Here is a 17,670-nt window from a genome sequence, read left to right on the forward strand (position 1 = left end):
GCCGACATCTTTTGGGCCTCTTTGCCTGGGGGAAGAACCAGTGCACTGCGCCGTGCGCTGATTTCCGGATTCGCTTTCAATTTATAGCATGGCCTGTGCCAAGCGGCCAGATTGATCGGCCAACCTATCGAATTTGCATGAATCTTTTTTTGATTCCGAAAAAAATCGGTCTCCGGCTTCGGCTCCGGCAGTGGCCGGCAACCCCTTGCTGCATAGAAATTGGGCAACGCCAGCCGGGTCTGCCCAAAAAGGATCAGTCCCGGGCCCGGGCCAGCTTCTCCGTCATGACGATGGTGAGGAAATCGAAGACCTCCTCCCGCGTCTTCAAAAAGGCCGGCATCTCCTGCACCATCACTTCCTCCAGGGTTTCGAGGACGACACCGCTGTCGGAACCGAGGTCCGCCATCACCACCTGGGACATGTTGATGACCTCATGGAGGCTGTCCCGGTCGAAGGGGCGCTCGTCCGGCTTGCCGACGAAGGGGGGGAGGTCGCGAGCCGGACTGTTGTGCCGGTACTTGTAGCGCAGGTCCGATGGTTTGATAAGGAGTCGCATCGCGTTACTCCTTGCCGCCGCAGCCGCCGCAGTGGCTCTTCCCCTGACAGAGGCTGCCGTGGGCCGCCGCCCCCGCCTCGGCGCGGAACCTGTCGAGGGAGGCACCGGATACAAACCAGCTTCCGTCGATCTCCTCGCCGGCGAGCAGGCCCTTCTTGATGTGCATCAGGATATTGAGAGGGGTCGTTTTCAGGGCCGCGGCCGCGCTGGCGACCGACAACAGGTCTTTTGTGCTGGTCATGACTGGACTCCTTTGGGAAAAAGCCCGCGGCAAGCGAGACGCTTGGCCGCGGGCACCATTGCCTGTTTCGGGGACGACGCTGTCCCGCTCGGATGAGTGAAGCCGGCCCAGCCCTTCAGGCGGCGGGGGCCTGGATGATCCAGAAGCGGTCGTCGAAGCAAGTTTCGAGCAGGGGGCGCACCTCGCCCCAGGAGAGGCCACCGCCGCCGCAGCCGGGGCGGGGGACGATGATGCGTTGCCACCCCCGGTCGTCGGCCAGGGCGCGCAGCTCCCGCCCCGACTGGCGGATCAGCTGCAGGTCGGGCACCTCCCAGGGGGTGTGCTCGACAGGGAAGCTGACCAGCCCGTTTCCGAGATCGAAGACATGGTTGCCGTGCTGGCGGATCAGTTCGCCGAGGCGCTGCGGCAGGGCGGGAAAACGCTCGGCGGCCTGGCGGGCGGTCCCCCGGGCCATGACGTTGCGGCCATTGCCGCCGACCTTGCCGTTGGTGGTGATCGCCACCACGCAGCCCTGCTGGTGAAACTCCCAGAGGTCGCCGGAGAGTTCCCGGAAGGGAGTGTCGCGCAGGACCCAGGGAGAAATCTTCAGCAGCGCGACCGCCGCTGTCTCGACCTCTTCCCGGACCTGGCGATCGAGCTTGCGCAGCCACTGCTTCGGCAACGCGTCGATGCCGTAAAAGGCGCCGGCGAGCATGCCGGCGATCGCCCCGGTGGTGTCGGCGTCCCCCCCCTGGTTGACCACCCCGACCAGACACTCTTCGAAGCTGGCGGTGGAAAAGAAATAGTGAAAGACCGTCTGCATGGTATCGACGATATAGCCCGACGCCAGCCCCTTGTAGTGGTTGAAGTGAAAGGTCGGGCAGGCGGCGATCAGCTCGCGCGCCAGGGCGTGGAGCTGGAAACGGTCGGCGCCGAGCATCGCTGCCTGCACCATCTTCCCCAGGGTGACGCAGGCGGCGTCGGAGAGGGGATGGTTGTGGGTCAGCCGCGCCTGTTCCAGGGCACAGCGCCGCAGCAGGTCGTCATCGCCCAGGGTCTGCAGGATCACCGGGGCCATCCGCATCGCCGCGCCGTTGCCGGCATCCCACTCGTTGTAGGGAACCTCCAGGCTCCCCTTGCGCATGAAGCCGACGATCCCCTTGCGCACCGTGGAGCCGATGTCGATCGGCTTGCTGCGCATCCAGGCGAGAAACTGTTCGGCGATCCCCTGCAGGTCCCAGCCGCCGGCGGCGATCAGCGCCCGCGCCAGCGCCAGCGACATCTCGGTGTCGTCGGTGACCTGGCCCGGCTTCACCCCGAGCCAGCCGCCGCCCCGGATCTTGTTGTGGAGCTTGTAGCGGGCCCGGATCTCCCCCGGGGTCATGAACTCGGTGGTCGCGCCGAGGGCGTCGCCGAGGGCGACTCCGAGAAAGACGGCCCGCGCCGCTGCTTCGAGTTCCGCCCGTGCCATCGTCAGCCTCCGGTCAGGACCTGCACCTCGAACTCGCCGCCGATCACCAGGTATTCTCCCTCCCCCTTGAGGAGCGATTTCGGCAGCAGCCCGCTGCAGAAGAAGACCTTGGCCAGGGGGACCGCGGCCTTGATGACCCGGTTGCCGAATTCCCAGGCTTTCTCGAAATCGTCGGTGAAGGAGTTGAGGTTGTTGAGCTGCAGCAGGTAGTGGCCCGGACTCTCCTCGGCCAGAACCTGGTGCTCGGAAAAATCGTAAATGCCGCGATAGAGGGTGAGGTGACTCAGGTCCGGATGGCGGCGCTGCAATTCGTACTGGACAAAACCGTAGAGGAGGTCGAGCTGGCCAAGGATGGCGCTGGCCCGCGCCGCTCCCTTCATCCGTTCGCCGAGGTACTGGTAATAGGCTGCAGAGTGGATGTCGCCGATCGGTTCCTTGTGAAAGAGGGGCGGGATCCCCAGCCGCGACTCCACCCACCCCTTGAGGACCGCCCCTTCGAGGGAGTTGCTGTCGAAGAGCCAGCCGCGCAAAAAGCGCAGGTAACTGTTTTTCAGCGCCTTGCGGCTGCTGTGGGAGTCCTGGTTGTCCCACTGGTGGAGCTGGAAGCGGACATCCATGAAGTCGTGAAAGAGCGCGCCGCGCTGCAACGGTTCGGCGACGGTGCCGAGCCGGTCGAAGAGCGGCTTGCCGCTGCTCGCCACCCCCTGCACCTCGATCGGCTGGGGGTGCCGGTTGAAGTGCCGCGAGGCGATCGCCCAGGGGGGGAGGTTGCAGAGGTTGAGAGAAGTCCCGAGCATGACCCTTGCCGACTCCTTCGCGGGCGAATTTGTCTAAAAATTACGCAGAGGGCGCCGGCCGTTGCCCGTGGCAAGGCACAAAACCCCGGTTTCCGCAGCGATGAGCGGGAACGACAGGGGTCTAGTGCATATCAGATGCCGAGAAGAGTTATCCGGCGCTGGTCAGGGGGCGACGACACCCGCGGCAATGGCGGCGAGGGCCCCGGCCAGGTAAGTCGGATCCTTGCAGCCGAGCCATGGTTACTGCTGCCGGGTGGGGACTCCTGACCGCGATCTGTCCGTCGATCCCCCAGCAGAGTGCGGTCCAGGGCGATCTTGGCATGCAGCTCCTTGATCTGGGGATCATCGTTGCTGCGGGTACGTTCCGCCTTGCTGGCAAAGGTCTCGGCCATATTGTCGATGGCCTGCCGCTTCCAGTTGGTGATCTGGTTGGGATGCACCCCGTAGCGGCTGCCCAGCTCTGTATTTAATTTACGGTAAAATACAGTAGTATAAAAAAACATAAAACACATTGACATGGTAGTAAATAGAGAGTATAAACCCTACAAAACAAGTCAAATTTCGGAGGATCTTTTTATGAAAGCCTACAAGCTCGGCCTACTGATATTTCTATTCGCGCTGTTGCCCGGAGTCAGCCAGGCTGCCCTGGAGGATTATTTCGTCGACACGCAATGGCTGGCAGCGAACAGAGACCATGTCGTAGTGCTGGATGTGCGCAAGGCGCCGCTCTATTGGCTGGGTCATATCGACGGAGCGCTCAATGTCGAAAAAGAGCGCTTTCTGGAGACCCGCAACGAGGTGAAAAGTCTGGTTCCGACAGCGGCTGCTTTCCAGAATTTGATGAGCTCTCTGGGGTTGACCACTGCCAGCACGGTGGTTGTCTACGCGGAGGATGACAACCCCTATGCGGCTCGACTGGTCTGGACCCTGCGTTACCACGGGCATCAAAAAGCATTTGTGCTCGATGGTGGCTACGACAAGTGGTCCATGGAAGGCCGCAACATCAGCCTGCTCCCCACCAAGACGCCAGAGGCAAGCAACTATGCGTTCGCGGTTGATGGCGACTACCTGGAGGCGCGTGCCGATGCGGATTATCTCTATACCCGCCTTGAGACCCCCGACGCCGTTGTCTGGGACACGCGCAGCGACGGCGAGTTTGCCGGCACGGATGTGCGCGCTGATCGAGGCGGACATATTCCCGGGGCCATCCACCTGAACTGGACGAATCTGCAGAAAGAGGTCAATGGGGTCAAGGTTCTGAAAAGTCCGGAAGAGATCAATGCCTTGCTGCTGTCCCACGGCGTGACCCCGGATAAAGAGGTGATTGCTCATTGCCAGACCGGGATACGCTCCTCCTATGCGACCCTGGTGCTGCTCGGCCTTGGCTACCAGCAGGTCAAAAACTACGACGGCTCCTGGATTGAATGGGCGAACAACAAAACTTTGCCGATTATCGACGCCAAGGGCCAGCTGAACGCATCCATTCCCGTCAGCCCGGGTCTGGCTTCGCTCGACAGGTTCACTTCTTCCGACAGACAGGTGGCGCAATGAGCTCACTCACACGCTTGAAGAATCGCCTTCTGGCGCGGCTGATTTCCTGGTCGCCGAAACTGGGGCGCCGGTTTGTCGCGGCCTATCAGCCGCGCGAAACGTCCGGGGATATCCCCTGGACGAGGCCGGCAAAACCATTGCGGCAAGCCAAACTGGCCCTGGTGACGACCTCCGGCATTCATCATCGCGACCAGATCCCCTTTGACATGCGTGACCAGGAGGGGGATCCGAGCTATCGCGTTCTGGACGGCGACCGGCTGTTTAACGATTTCAAGATCACCCACGATTATTACGACCACAGCGACGCGCACAAGGACCCCAATATCATCCTGCCCCTGGATCGATTGCGGGAACTGGAGGTCGATGGCACCCTCGGTCAGCTGGCCAAAGTCCATTACGCTTTCATGGGACACATCGATGGACGACACATAGCGACGCTGGTGGAGAAAACCGCCCGGGACGTTGCGGCACGACTGAAGGCGGATCAGGTCGACCTGGTGCTTTTGACACCGGCCTGAGGGATCTGCAATCAATCCGTGGGATTGATCCAGAGAGAGATTGAAAAGGCCGGCCTGGCCACGGTGGGAATCTCGATCGTGCGTGAGTACTCGGAGAAGGTAAAACCGCCGCGAACCGTCTTCCTGCGCTGGCCGTTCGGACATCCGGTCGGCGAGCCGGGCAACAGTGCACAGCAAAAAGCGGTGGTCCTGGAAACGCTAAGAGCCCTTTACCAGATTCGCGAGCCGGGGACCATCATTGACCTGCCGTTTCGCTGGCGGCGGGAAGACTATAAGCAGTATCGTCCGCCGGCAAGCAGTGAGTTTGAATCTCAGGTGGGTCGAATTCCCCGAAGCTTGCTTCGATGAAAGCGATCAATCTAAACTTTTGATACCCCGTAGCTTGCTGCGGGGAGATTCATTAATCAAGGACCCTCATCCGCCACAAAACCGACAGCTTAATGCGTTACTTACACCCGAGACAGCAGCCGGAAGTTGACGATCAAAACAGCAGCTCCCCGGCTGGACGGATTTCTTGCCGGTGATTCGGAAACGCTTCTCGCGCTGGAGCGAAGTGCCCACTTTCAGAGCAGCTTTGGAAACCACACCAGAGACTGCACCTAAGATAAACGCCACGCGAGCGGCCCTTGGTCGCGTGGCGTTTGAACATCACCTTGTTAACCCCCGCGCACAGCAAGCTGAGCAGAGCAAAGAATTCCGACCTTGAATTTATCAAGGCCTTTTTGATACCGGACCAGGCACGCTTTCTTTGCCCTTTTGCACATCAGGAGGCGCAGTCGATGCAAAGGGGCGCGACGGGGTTGGTTTCTGCGTGCCCGTCTTTCAGGCCGTGTACGCCCCCGGTCCCACCTCACGGGCCTGGCCGATGGAGGCGAGGGCGGTGAGGATTTCCTGGACCTTGGGCTCGCGGGCGTGCTTGAAGGCCTCCTTGAGTTGCAGGGCCGTTGTCGGTACGCTGCGCTGGGTGAGGGCGGCACGGACGGCGGCGACCTGCTCGGGGAGGGTCTTGGGCCAGACCGGCTTCTCCTTGGCGGCGACGGGTGCGGCGGTCTCCTCGCTGCCGGGCAGTTTCCCCTGCGACTCTCCCATCCTCCCGGAGGGGTTCTGGTACTCGGGGCGCAGCCAGCGCACCAGTCCCTGCTCCTCCTCCCCGGTTCGCTCCTTGTTGAGCGCCACCAGCCGTTCCAGGATCGCCTCGTCGGTGAGGTCGGCCGGCCAGCCGTAGGCATCGGCCACGGCCGCGTCGAGTTCGTCGTGCAGCTGCCGCAGCACCGATACCAGCCCCTGCTCGTGGATGACCTTCTCCTTGGCGGTCAATTCCGCTCCGCTCCGCAGCTTCTCCAGCACGTTGTACATGCCGGTCAGGGTCAGGTCGGGGTGCTGCTCCTGCTGGCGCTTGCGGTGGGAGTCGAGTTGTTCGGCCAGGTCGCGGATGCGTTGCTGCTGGGTGTCGCTGCAGACGGGGAACGGGAAAGGCTCGAAGCAGCGGGTCTTGCTGTAAACAGGATCATTGCCAACGCCAAGGCGTCCACCCGCTGCCAGAGCCCAGGTGACATGAGCGCGACTTGATAGTACGCCAAGGTGGTAGGCGCTGTCGGTGGCGATACAGATGAGCTTGTGTTCCGGTCTGCTACCCGCATTGATGATAGAAAATATCCTGTGTTTAGCGGTTTCCGGGGTGACCACAAACCGATGCAGGCCCGCAGTCGCGGAGCGAATCAGCTCGTTGCTGCGTCGGAAGAGCCACCAATTAGCACGCAACTTCGGATCCCGGTTGATTTGCCGCTCAGGATATACCCTCTCATAAAGACGCTGCCAAAGGCCTGGGGTCTCACGCCGTAATTGTTCCTCGGTAAGGCCGTGGGCATCGATGACATGAAAATGTCGCGCCTTCCCCACGATGTCATCCCCATTGGATAATGGGAAAATTAGTCGAGCGGTTTCGGCGCCTTGATGCCTGAGGCGATCCGCTTCTTCAGCCGTCAAAACAAAACCCCGGCCCCCCAGAATGTAACCCGTGCCGGAAATTTGGCTATTCGCCAGGAGCGGCTGAGCACTTGCCACGTTGGCACCAACCCGAAGGTCGGCGTGCAAAACACCCTGCCGCGTTATCAAGTCAACAGCAATTCCTTCCCCATCGCTCCCTCTTTCGGCGGCCACTGTGACCAGCCGACCTTCGTCACCATCCTTAGCAGGTCTCCCGACGGTCATGGCAATCCTGACGGCGGCTCCGTCGGCGGAGTCGACCCATGGATGATCGGGGATGGCAAAGGCCAAGGACAGCGAGGGTACGGCTATAAGGTGTGTTTCTACCACCTTGCGGTTGAATTTCTGTGTAAGGCTGTTGGTAGTGATGAAGCCAAAGCGTCGGAGCTTGCCAAGTCGCGCCAACTCTGCAGCTTTGTGCCACCAGTACATGACGAAGTCGACCGAGTCGGGTACGTCAAGCCATACATTGCGCAGTGTCTCAACGTAGCTGTCACCCAAAGCAGGGCGAATGTTCTGCTTCCCTAGGAACGGCGGATTCCCCACTACGAAGTCGGCATCGGGCCACTCGGCTTTGCGCGGGTTGACGTAACGCAGCAGCGGCACCCGGGAGGTGTCGTCGGGGACCTGTTCGCCGGTGACGGGGTGGGTCTTGGTGGTCACGCCGTCCCAGCGGGTGACGGGGGTGCCATCCTCGTCGACTACCGGTTCGGTGCGCTCCCAGCTGAGCACGGCGTCGCGGCACTCGATGTTGCGGAACTTCTTGATGACCGGCTCGGGAGGTTGGACGTCCCCCCGGGTGCGGTAGTGCCACTGGAGGTAGCCGATCCAGAGTACCATGTCGGTGATGGCCGCTGCCCTCGGGTTGACCTCGATGCCGAGAAGTTGGTGCGGGTCGACGGTGGTCCCCGCCAGGCCCATCAGTTCCTGCGTCTCACCGAACCCCTCCAGCGCGTCGAGGACTTCCCCCTCCAGGCGCTTGAGGTGCTCGAAGGTGACATAGAGGAAATTGCCGCTGCCGCAGGCCGGATCGAGGACACGGACGCCGCAGAGGTGATGGTGAAAGGCTTGAAGCTGGGCCACGGCCTCGTCGCGCTTGCCCTGGGTGTCGAGGGCGACGGCGGCGGCGAGAACCGCCTCCCAGTCGACGCGCAGCGGCTCGACCACGGTCGGCAGCACCAGCCGCTCGACGTACTCGCGGGGGGTGTAGTGGGCTCCGAGGTGGTGACGTTCGGTCGGGTTGAGGGCTCGCTCCAGCAGGGTGCCGAAAATCGCCGGCTCGACGTCCTTCCAGTCGGCCTTGCCGGCCTGGATCAGCATCTCCAGCTGGTCCTCGTTGAGGGGAAGTGCCTCGGACCCCTCGAACAGGCCGCCGTTGAAGCGCAGCAGTTTCTCGCGCAGTACCGGGGAGAAACCGCCGTCCTTCATGGTCTGCCAGAGGCTTTCGACCATCGGCACGTACTTGTCGGTACTGCCGCGCAGGCTCGTCAGCAGCTCGGTGTAACTGTTGTTGGGGATCAGGCCGATGTCCTCGGCGAACATGGTGAACAGGCTGCGCTTGAGGAAGTTGCCGACCTTTTCCGAAGAGTGCCCGGCCGCCTCCAGCGACTTCGCCAGCCGGGCCAGCTTGTCAGCCACCTCGCGGGTGACCTTGGCGGAGCGTTTCGCCGGGTCGAGGCTGTGCGGGTCGGTCCAGATACTCCGCAGCAACTCCCGCACCTCGGGGCGGGCCAGATCGCCGATATGGATGCGGTGGGAACGGGGGTCGGGGAAGGGGAGGTAGGCTTTGCCGGTGCAGGAAAACTCGCTGTAGAGTTCGATGCTGTGGCCAACGTCAACCACCAGCAGGAACGGCGGCCACCCCTCGCCTGTCGGCAGGGCCTTGGCATAGCGTTCGGCCTGGTTCTTGGCCGCCTGCATCGCCCGGTCCCACCCTTGGGTGCCGCGCCTGGCGGTGCCGGTCTTGTACTTCTTCTCCGTCTCCTTGAACTGCGCAGGTTCCTGCTTGTCGCTCCCCTGTTTGGCTTCGAGGACGAAGCAGCCGCGCTTGTAGAGGTCGATGTAGTTGGGGGAGGTGTTGCCGTCGCCGTGCTGGAGGGTGACGGTGCGTTCGAAGACGTAGGCGTTTTCGCTGTCGTCGGGCCGGGTCGGTTCCGGTAGGGGAGCGTCGAGCTGGTGACAGAGTTCGGTGAGGAAGAGCTGGTAGTTGGCGCGCTCGGCACCGCCGGACGCTTTCCAGGCGGTGATGAAGGCGTCGATGCTGGCGTGCGCCCGGACGTAGTTGGTGCGTTCCTCGGACATGTTCCCCCCGACAGGCATGGCAAAAAAGACATCCTAGAATAGCCACGGGCGGCCGATTCGTCCAGAGGTTTTCAGGTGATGCATCGACGTCGTGCGGGCGGGCCGACAGGAGCGTGGAGTTTATCCGAGCCTTGCGTCCAGCGCCCCTTTGGCGTCCAGCGCAAAAAGATCGTCACAGCCACCGATCAGTTCCCCATCGACAAAGATCTCCGGCACGGTGGCGCGCCCCGAGCGTCGACGCATCTCCTCTTCCCTGGCGGCATCATGGGTCACATCATATTCGACGAAGTTCACCCCTTTTTTCTGCAGCAATTCCTTGGCGCGGTGGCAGTAGGGACAGTAATCCTTGGTATAGATTTCCACGGTTTTCATGACGAACTCCTTGCCGAGGATCGGGACGAGGCTTCGCGCAGTCGCGTCGAAATTTTCACCTCGCCGTGCAGGGTACGATGCACAGGACATTTCTCGGAGATCTCCAGCAGGCGCTCTCGCTGCTCCTGATTCAACGCGCCATGAATCTCCAACTCCCGCTCGAGGTGGTCGATACGATGCGCCGGGTCATCGCAGTCAGCACAATCCTGCGCATGAATTTTCTCGTGCCGCAAACGAACCACCACCGATTCCAGCGGCCACTTCTTGCGCGCGGCGTACATCTGCACCGTCATGCCGGTGCAGGCACCGAGGGCGACCTGTAGATAGTCGTAGGGGGAGGGGCCCTGGTTGGTCCCGCCAAAAGCTTCCGGCTCGTCGGCGACCAGGGCGTGGCCGTTGACGAAGACGTCGGTGCGAAACCCCTCGGCGCCGGTGCGCGCCGTCACCCGGTTGTCGCTGATCTCCGGATCGGTGGTGGCGTTTTCGTCGGAATCGAGGAAGCGCCGCACCCAGACCCCGATCATGGCGGCGGCAAAGCGGGAATCTTCCGCCCGGGAGAGGAGATGATCGGCCGGATCGAGGGAAATGAAGCTCTTCGGGTGTCTGGCGGCCCGGTAGATGGCGGCGGCATGGTCGATGCCGACGATCTTGTCCTGGGGGGAATGCATCACCAGCAGCGCAACTTTAAGCCGGCCGATCGCCGTCAGCGGCTCCTGGGCCAGCAGGTCATCGACGAACTCCTTGCCGAGGGTGAAGGGGCGGCCGCCGATGTCGACGGTGGCCTGACCCTGGCGCTCGATGGCGGCACGGGAATCGCCAAGCAGCTTGAGGAGATGGTCGGGATGACAGGGGGCGGCGAGCGTCACCACCGCCCGCACCGTGGCGATGCGCGACGCCGCCTGGAGCACGGCGGCGCCGCCGAGGGAATGGCCGATCAGGATCTGCGGCGCGGTAAAGGTCTCCTCCAGGTAGCGGGCGGCGGCGACCAGGTCGGCGACATTGTGGGAAAAGGTGGTGCTGGCAAAGTCGCCGGCGCTTTCGCCGAGGCCGGTAAAATCGAAGCGCAGCACCGCGATCCGCTGCTGGCTCAGGGCGCGGGAGATGCGGCCGGCGGCGGCGCTCTGCTTGGTACAGGTGAAGCAGTGGGCGAAGATCGCGAAGGCAAGGGGCGCTTCATCCTCCGGCAGGTCGAGGAGAGCGGCGAGAGCGAGCCCATCCTGGTTGGGAAAGCTGACCTTTTGCTGTTTCATGCGGACTCCTTGAGCGATTTACCTTCCACCGCCTGAGTTGACGGGGCAGGTCCAGACCGCGGCAGCGGCGAGGGGCGGAAGTATCCCCGGGCTGAATACTCCGTGAAGATCGCGATTCCCTAGGGGGCGTTCAGACGCCAATCATAAGCATAACCGGCATCCCCCTGGAAGCCGTTCAGCCTCGCAGCCAAAGCCGGGTCGGCGTAGTGCTGCAGGTGACTCAGTACCCCGGTTTCGCTGCCGCCGAAATCGGCCTGGTACCAGTCGTAGATGCTGGAAAGGACCAGGGTGGCGCCGTTAAAATGTGCTCCGCGTCGACTGTTGACATATTCCCGTGCCCCCCGCTCGAGGAGCTCTTCGCTGTTGGCCGCGGTGAAGGGTTCCGGTTGCAGGTTGGGGCAGCCGAGGCTGGCGCAGTTGACGGCATAATGGATGCGGTTGTCGTGCCAGATCGGCCGCAGGATACGGTGCTCGATGTCGTTGAGCGAGAGCTCGCTGCCATCGACCTTGATCAGCTTCAGATCCCAGGGTCCGGGACTGAACCAGCCCGATTTAATGTTGCGGATGCTGGCGACCGGGTAATGGTCGAGGATGGTCATCACCGTCAGGGCGTTGTAGAGGTTGATCCAGTAGGCTTTCTGCTCGGCGCGGTTCAGTCCGGTGACCGCAACGACAGCGAGGCTGTCGAGGTAGCCCTGCAGGGCAGCCCGGTCGGCGGCGCTGACGGCGCCGTAGCGGACCAGGTTGGGTTCCCCGGCCTGGCCGGGTACCAGGTAGCGCGCCAGGAAACGCGCCCAGGCCCCATGGTCGACCTGCTGGGTACTCTGCGGGGCGCTCCCCTGCCAGATCGGCCAGAACTCGGGCTTTGGCGCCGCCTTGGCCGGCCCGGCGAGGAGCAGGCCGAGCCCGATCAGGGATGCGAGGCATAAGGTTTTCATTTTCCCCATTTTCTCATTCCTCTGGCGACGGCGGGGGTTCCGTTCCCCCCGCAAAGGACTGCGGCCGGTCTCCTGCCGGAGGCGGGAGCCGGCCGCAGCCGGGGCTGGCACTAGTTACTGGGTTGCCGGCACCTGGAATTCATAGCCGCACGCCGGGCATTTGACCATCTGCTTGGCACCGCTATGGGCGGCACAGCCGCCGAGGCTGAGAGCGAAAAGGGCGGTGACGATAAGAACGCTCAGTTTTTTCATGATCTCATCTCCTTCGTGGGTAAATTCCCGGGCCGGATCCGACCCGGGGCCTTGCTGGCACTGCAATCAGCCGCGGCGCCAGGTATGGAACCTTTCCACCCATTGTAGTAGCCGCTCCGGCACATGGGCGCGTTTCCATGCCCCGGCCGCGGCCTTGTTCGCTTCGGCCAGGGTCGGATAGGGGTGGATGGTGCCGAGAATCTTGTTGAGGCCGATGCCGTGCTTCATGGCGAGGGTGAATTCGGCGAGGAGGTCGCCGGCGTGGGGGCCGACAATGGTGGCACCGAGAATCGTATCCTTGCCGGTCGGAGTGATGACCTTGATCCACCCCTCCTCCTCTCCCTCGACAATCGCCCGGTCGAGCTCGCTCAGCTCGTAGCGGGTCACTTCGAAGCCGAGCTTCTGTTCCCTGGCCTCGGTCTCGTTCAGGCCGACGCGGGCGACCTCCGGGTCGGTAAAGGTGCTCCAGGGGATGACCCGGTAGTCGGCGCGGAAGGTCTTGAAGGGACTGAAAAGCGCGTTGACCGCGGCGTACCAGGCCTGGTGTGCGGCGGTATGGGTGAATTGATAGGGTCCGGCAACATCCCCGGCGCAGAGGATGTTGGGGAAGTTGGTGCGCAGGAAGGGGTCGGTGGCGATGGTGCCGCGCGGGCTGATGGTGACGCCAAGCTCTTCAAGGCCGAAGCCGCAGGTGTGGGCGCGGCGACCGACGGCGACGAGGATGGCGTCGAAGCCGATCTCGACCCGCTCGCCATGGTGGTCGCAGACCAGGACCTTGTCGTCGTCGCGGACTTCCACTGCCTTGGCCGCGTGTCCGGTAACCACCCGCACCCCTTCCGCCTCAAAGCGGCTGCGGATGAAGGCGGCGACGTCGTCATCCTCGCGGCCCATGAGCCGCGGCGCCATTTCGACCTGGGTCACCCGGGTGCCAAAGCGGGCAAAGGCCTGGGTCATTTCGCAGCCGATCGGGCCGCCGCCGAGCACCACCAGCCGCTGCGGCAGTTCCCGCAGCTGCCAGAGGTTGTCGGAAGTCAGGTAATCAACCTGGTCGAGCCCGGGGATCGGCGGCACAAAGGGGGTCGCGCCGGTGGCGACGATGATGCTGCGCGTCGTCAGGATGCGGCCATCCACCTCGACCGAGTAGGGAGAGGTGATGCGCGCCGCGCCCTCGATACACTCGACACCGAGCTCGGTGTAGCGCGCCACCGAGTCGTGGGGCGCGACCTTGGCAACGACCCGCTGCACCCGCTCCATCACTGCGCCGAAGTCGAAGTCGGTGCTGGTCCGCTCAAAGCCGAACTCCTGCGCCCGGCGACCGTAGGCGAGCATCTTTGCCGAGCGGATCAGCGCCTTGCTCGGCACGCAGCCGGTGTTGAGGCAGTCGCCGCCCATCCTGTGCTTCTCGATCAGCGCCACCTTCGCCTTCACCGCCGCGGCGATGTAGGCGGAGACCAGCCCGGCGCTGCCGGCACCGATCACCACCAGGTTGTAGTCGAAGCGTTTCGGTTTGGGGAAGGCGGCTAGGGCCCTGCGCGTCTTGGCGAGGTCGAGCCCCTTCTTCGCCAGCAGCGGGAAGAGACCGAGCAGGACGAAGGAAAGGAGTAGCCCAGGGGAGAGGATGCCGGAAAGGCTGTCGATGCGGCCGAGCTGGGTGCCGGCGTTGACGTAGACCGCGGTGCCGGCGAGCATGCCGAGCTGGCTCACCCAGTAAAAGGTGCGCGTGCGCATCGGGGTCAGCCCCAGCAGCAGGTTGATGACGAAGAAGGGGAAGAGGGGGACCAGCCGCAGCGAAAAGAGGTAGAAAGCCCCCTCCCGCTCGATGCCGGCGTTGACCGCCTGGAGGCGTTCGCCGAAGCGCGCCTGCACCCAGTCGCGCAGCAGAAAACGGCTGACCAGGAAGGCGAGGGTGGCGCCGATGGTGCTGGCGAAGGAGACGACGACCAGCGCCGGCCAGAAGCCGAACAGGGCACCGCCGGCCAGGGTCATCACCGCCGCCCCCGGCAGCGACAGGGCGGTGACCGCCACGTAGATGAAAAAATAGAAGCCGAGAGTCAGCAACCGATGGACGGCATAGTAGTTCTGAAACGCCTCCTGGCGCGCTTTCAGCTCGGCCAGGGTCAGGAAACGCTGCAGGTCGAAGGTGAAGAAGAGGCCGACCAGCACGGCAATGACGAGGAAGATGAGCCCTTTTTCCCAGCGGCTGGACATGGCGGGTCGAGTCTCCTGGTGAGGTGTCGGCAGCTACGACGGCAGATCGGTCTCTTGCTTACACATTAAAGGTACTTGCGACCGTGGTGCAAGTCCAGAAGTGCTACGAAAGAAAGCGCCGGTCGAAGGGGCGGGGGAAAGCTTGGCGCTGGCCCGCAGGGATGGAATCGTGGTACATCTGGTCTGCGCGGGGCGGTCAGCCCGCTCGCGACCAGCCGCAACGGAGGTGCCGACAATGCTGCAACAGCTGATTGCCGAGATTGAACGTTTCGTCCGTGAGCACCCCGCCAACCTTCAGGAGGACGGGGTCACCCCCTATTTTGAGGCACCGCTGGTTGGCGTCGCAGCTGCCGCCGATTCGCTCTTCGTCCAGTACAAAGAGATAGTCGGCGATTTCCACCTCACCCCCGACGGGCTGCTGCCCGGCGCCACGGCGGTCCTCTGCTGGGTGCTGCCGGTGGTGGAAACAACCCGCCTCGGTAACCGTCGCGAGCAGCAGTATCCCTCCCGGGCCTGGGCCCGAACCCGCGACCGCGGCGAGGCGTTTAACGTCCTGTTGCGCCGTCACCTGGTCGAGTTGCTGACGGCGCGGGGATTCCGGGCCGTCGCCACCCAGCTCTCTCCGCTCTGGCAGGCAGTCGAGGTGGAAGGATCCGGTCCTTCCTCCAACTGGTCCGAACGCCACGCCGCCTTCGCCGCCGGCCTCGGCACCTTCAGCCTCAACGACGGCCTGATCACCGCCAAGGGGATCGCCCACCGTCTCGGCAGCATCGTCACCGACGCCCCGCTGCCGTCCACCCCGCGCCCTTATTCCGACTTTCGCGGCTACTGCCTGCGCTTTGTCGACGGCAGCTGCGGCGCCTGCATCGCCCGCTGCCCGGTCGGCGCCCTCTCCGATAGCGGCCATGACAAGTTCCTCTGCCGCGACTACGTTTACGGAACTGTTCCCGAGGCCGTTGCGGCCAGTTACGACATCAAAGCGACCGGCTGCGGCCTTTGCCAGACCAAAGTCCCCTGTGAGGGGCGAATTCCACGGGGGGCGGGGTAGGTGATGGTTGATCGTATGAGGTTGCGGGAGGGATGATGTCGTGAGAGAAGATAGCTCAGTAGGCACTTTTGCAGAAAAATTAATTCCGGCCCTTTTACCCCACAACCAAAGGAGCAACGATGAGCATTTTCATGACGCGGATGCTGCGGGCGGCGAAGCTGGACGTTCCCCTCTATGAAGAGGTCGAAGCCGACCGGGGTGCAATGCCTCAGGCCCTGGGGGTGGTTGTCCTTTCCAGTCTGGCGGCCGGAATCGGAAGTGTCGCCAACCTGGGACTGGCCGGGATTCTGCTTGGCACCCTTGCCGCCTTGGGTAGCTGGTATATCTGGGCCTGGCTCACCTACTTCATCGGCACCCGGTTTCTCGCCGAGCCGCAAACCGAAGCCGATCTCGGTCAAATGCTGCGCACCACCGGATTTTCGAGTTCTCCCGGCATGATCCGGGTACTGGGGATCATCCCGGGACTGGGGCCGATCGTTTTTACCCTGGCAGCCATCTGGATGCTAGTTGCCATGGTTATCGCGGTCCGGCAGGCGCTCGATTACACCAGCACTCTGCGGGCTGTGGGCGTGTGCGCGATCGGCTGGGTCGTTCAGACCCTCATCCTGCTGCTCCTGTTCGCGTTGCTGGGTGGCGGGGGCAGCTGAGCGTATAGGTCGCTCAGAGCAGAACGGGGAGAGGCTGCTTTTTTTGCAAAGCAGCCTCTCCCCCTTTCGATTCACGCCTGCCAATTTCAGCTACCGTGGCCGTCGCGGTCCCGGCGCCGATTGACTCCCCAGCCTTGCATCCAGCTCATCGACCCAGCCGGCCCTGGCCTCGGGAAAGGCATCGGCGTAAGGGACGTAGGGTTTGATATCGAGGACCGGGGTGCCGTCGAGCAGGTCGACGCCGCGCAGGTGCAGCGTCCGCCCTTCGATCCGCACCAGTTCCACCGCCGACAGGCCGATCGGGTTGGGCCGGTGCGGGGAGCGGGTGGCGAGAACGCCCCGCTTCGGTCCGCCGCGCGGCGGCTTGATGGTGCTGCGCCACCCTTCGCTGCGGTGAAAGGAATAGATGAGCCAGAGCCGGTCGAAGCCATCCAGATCCTGCAGCACCTTGTCGTCGAGCCAATCCGCCAGCTCCAGGGTGGCGTTCGCCGCCGCCCCGTCCACCGTCCCGGCCACCACCGTCCCCTGGTGGGGGGCGTCGATGCGGCGGTGATAGGGGGAGTGCAGGATGCCGATGGGACGATAGCTGAAAGTAGCGGCTTGGTTTTCCACGGCGGGTCAGTCCTCCTCAGCGGCGCGAATCAGCCTCGCGAGCACCGCGGCGAGTTGCCGGTAGCCGGCGGCGCTGGGATGGATGGCAGCGCACTTCAGACGATTGTCTTTCAGGATATCGCTAGAGGGTGTCTCTTAATGGTCTGTTTTTCGTGCGACTAAAACCAGCTTGTTCCTGGCGCGGTGTATTGCTGAGAACTCGATATTGGAAAAGCCGGCGCTTTTCAGCAGGGCCAAAAGCTGCGCTTTGGTGAAAATCTGTTTGTGGCGAAATGGTTTGGGGGAGTAGAGGGTTTCCAGTAGCGGAGAGGTAGCGGACCTGCTCAAACGATAGGACCATTCACTGACCCGGTAGAAAAAAGAATCACGTGCGGGGGTGTCGAGGAATAAATAGCCCCCCGGTTTGAGCAGTTTGGCGGCCGCCGCGATCGTTTGAACCGGGAAATTGACGTGTTCCAGCGTGTCCCAGAGGGTAATGATCTCAAAATAGCTGGCGTATCCGTTTTGCCAGTAGGGGTCGTCGACCAGTTCAGCCCGCAACAGGAGCTTGAATTTTTCCAGTGCGTATTCGCGGAAGACCTGCTGGGGTTCGATACCTTCCGGAATTGCTTGCTCTTCTTGCAACAACGAGGGGAATACTCCCGCCCCGGAGCCGATGTCGAGACAATGTTTTCCTGCCAGAGCGACATGTGCTTTGACAAACTGCAGATTGATTTTCAGTTGGGCGCTGTTCTGGAGGAGCTTGCTGGAAATAAATTGTCGAGTTTTCCCTGTCAGCAGGGACTCCCTGGATTCTTCAGTCGGAAGGTCGTCAAGGGCATCGATAAAGTGGAAATCACAGTTAGTGCAGGCGTACACAGTCATCTCTTTTAATCGGTATTTTGGCGCGGCTGCCTCCTTCCCGCAGAGCTTGCAACGGCTGAAATCGTACAAGGGTTTTCCT

Annotated in this window: 18 protein-coding genes; 5 read left to right on the forward strand and 13 right to left on the reverse strand. The window is 62.8% G+C overall.

Annotated elements, in window-relative coordinates:
• Positions 1-253 precede the first annotated feature (253 nt).
• From DBW_RS00520 to DBW_RS18310, 5 genes are all read right to left on the reverse strand, one after another.
• Positions 254-556, reverse strand: a complete 303-nt coding sequence (locus tag DBW_RS00520; RefSeq protein WP_066722711.1) for a hypothetical protein — start codon at positions 554-556, stop codon at positions 254-256.
• A gap of 4 nt (positions 557-560) precedes the next feature.
• Complete coding sequence (locus DBW_RS00525) at positions 561-797, reverse strand: hypothetical protein (RefSeq protein WP_066722713.1); 237 nt, start codon at positions 795-797, stop codon at positions 561-563.
• A 115-nt stretch (positions 798-912) separates the two neighbouring features.
• A complete protein-coding gene (draG, locus tag DBW_RS00530) occupies positions 913-2,247 on the reverse strand; it encodes an ADP-ribosyl-[dinitrogen reductase] hydrolase (RefSeq protein WP_157471656.1) in 1,335 nt (444 codons plus the stop codon).
• Positions 2,248-2,249: 2 nt separating this feature from the next.
• On the reverse strand, positions 2,250-3,044 hold the full coding sequence (locus tag DBW_RS00535) for an NAD(+)--dinitrogen-reductase ADP-D-ribosyltransferase (RefSeq protein WP_066722716.1): 795 nt from the start codon (positions 3,042-3,044) through the stop codon (positions 2,250-2,252).
• A 131-nt stretch (positions 3,045-3,175) separates the two neighbouring features.
• Positions 3,176-3,484 carry a hypothetical protein gene (locus tag DBW_RS18310; protein ID WP_157471658.1) on the reverse strand — a complete coding sequence of 103 codons (309 nt, stop codon included), beginning with the start codon at positions 3,482-3,484 and terminating at the stop codon, positions 3,176-3,178.
• Positions 3,485-3,620: 136 nt separating this feature from the next.
• Here DBW_RS18310 and DBW_RS00545 point away from each other — a divergent pair, with 136 nt between their 5' ends.
• From DBW_RS00545 to DBW_RS00555, 3 genes are read left to right on the forward strand one after another with little or no spacing between them, the layout of a single operon-like run.
• Positions 3,621-4,595: a sulfurtransferase gene (locus DBW_RS00545; protein ID WP_066722722.1), complete on the forward strand. Its 975-nt coding sequence runs from the start codon at positions 3,621-3,623 to the stop codon at positions 4,593-4,595.
• A complete protein-coding gene (locus DBW_RS00550; protein ID WP_066722725.1) occupies positions 4,592-5,113 on the forward strand; it encodes a glycine/sarcosine/betaine reductase selenoprotein B family protein in 522 nt (173 codons plus the stop codon). Before DBW_RS00545 ends, DBW_RS00550 begins: the two co-directional genes overlap by 4 nt.
• A gap of 18 nt (positions 5,114-5,131) precedes the next feature.
• A complete protein-coding gene (locus DBW_RS00555) occupies positions 5,132-5,461 on the forward strand; it encodes a proline reductase (RefSeq protein ID WP_066722728.1) in 330 nt (109 codons plus the stop codon).
• A 474-nt stretch (positions 5,462-5,935) separates the two neighbouring features.
• Here the strand turns inward: DBW_RS00555 and DBW_RS18860 are convergent, their stop codons facing one another.
• The 6 genes from DBW_RS18860 to DBW_RS00580 form a co-directional block, all read right to left on the reverse strand.
• A complete protein-coding gene (locus DBW_RS18860; protein WP_066722731.1) occupies positions 5,936-9,400 on the reverse strand; it encodes a class I SAM-dependent DNA methyltransferase in 3,465 nt (1,154 codons plus the stop codon).
• A 120-nt stretch (positions 9,401-9,520) separates the two neighbouring features.
• A complete protein-coding gene (gene grxC / locus DBW_RS00565; protein ID WP_066722734.1) occupies positions 9,521-9,772 on the reverse strand; it encodes a glutaredoxin 3 in 252 nt (83 codons plus the stop codon).
• A complete protein-coding gene (locus tag DBW_RS00570) occupies positions 9,769-11,022 on the reverse strand; it encodes a bifunctional alpha/beta hydrolase/OsmC family protein (protein WP_066722737.1) in 1,254 nt (417 codons plus the stop codon). Before DBW_RS00570 ends, grxC begins: the two co-directional genes overlap by 4 nt.
• A gap of 119 nt (positions 11,023-11,141) precedes the next feature.
• Positions 11,142-11,960, reverse strand: a complete 819-nt coding sequence (locus DBW_RS00575) for a DUF547 domain-containing protein (protein WP_157471660.1) — start codon at positions 11,958-11,960, stop codon at positions 11,142-11,144.
• 114 nt (positions 11,961-12,074) lie between these two features.
• A complete protein-coding gene (locus tag DBW_RS18315) occupies positions 12,075-12,212 on the reverse strand; it encodes a hypothetical protein (RefSeq protein WP_157471662.1) in 138 nt (45 codons plus the stop codon).
• A gap of 66 nt (positions 12,213-12,278) precedes the next feature.
• Positions 12,279-14,420, reverse strand: a complete 2,142-nt coding sequence (locus DBW_RS00580) for an FAD-dependent oxidoreductase (RefSeq protein ID WP_066722743.1) — start codon at positions 14,418-14,420, stop codon at positions 12,279-12,281.
• Positions 14,421-14,655: 235 nt separating this feature from the next.
• Here DBW_RS00580 and DBW_RS00585 point away from each other — a divergent pair, with 235 nt between their 5' ends.
• Together DBW_RS00585 and DBW_RS00590 are read left to right on the forward strand one after the other, a co-directional pair.
• Positions 14,656-15,468, forward strand: a complete 813-nt coding sequence (locus tag DBW_RS00585) for an epoxyqueuosine reductase (RefSeq protein WP_066722746.1) — start codon at positions 14,656-14,658, stop codon at positions 15,466-15,468.
• Between the two features lie 119 nt (positions 15,469-15,587).
• The gene (locus DBW_RS00590; RefSeq protein ID WP_066722748.1) at positions 15,588-16,115 is read left to right on the forward strand and encodes a YIP1 family protein; all 528 of its coding nucleotides are present in this window, start codon (positions 15,588-15,590) and stop codon (positions 16,113-16,115) included.
• 90 nt (positions 16,116-16,205) lie between these two features.
• On the opposite strand, the gene tsaA is transcribed toward DBW_RS00590, so the two are convergent.
• Both tsaA and DBW_RS00600 read right to left on the reverse strand, forming a co-directional pair.
• Positions 16,206-16,727 (reverse strand): tRNA (N6-threonylcarbamoyladenosine(37)-N6)-methyltransferase TrmO, encoded by a 522-nt coding sequence (tsaA, locus tag DBW_RS00595; RefSeq protein ID WP_066722749.1) that lies wholly within the window; start codon positions 16,725-16,727, stop codon positions 16,206-16,208.
• Between the two features lie 135 nt (positions 16,728-16,862).
• Positions 16,863-17,660, reverse strand: a complete 798-nt coding sequence (locus tag DBW_RS00600; protein ID WP_197463687.1) for a class I SAM-dependent methyltransferase — start codon at positions 17,658-17,660, stop codon at positions 16,863-16,865.
• Between the last annotated feature and the right edge of the window lie 10 nt (positions 17,661-17,670).

Origin of the sequence: Desulfuromonas sp. DDH964 (genome assembly GCF_001611275.1) — a bacterium.
Lineage (GTDB): Bacteria > Desulfobacterota > Desulfuromonadia > Desulfuromonadales > DDH964 > DDH964.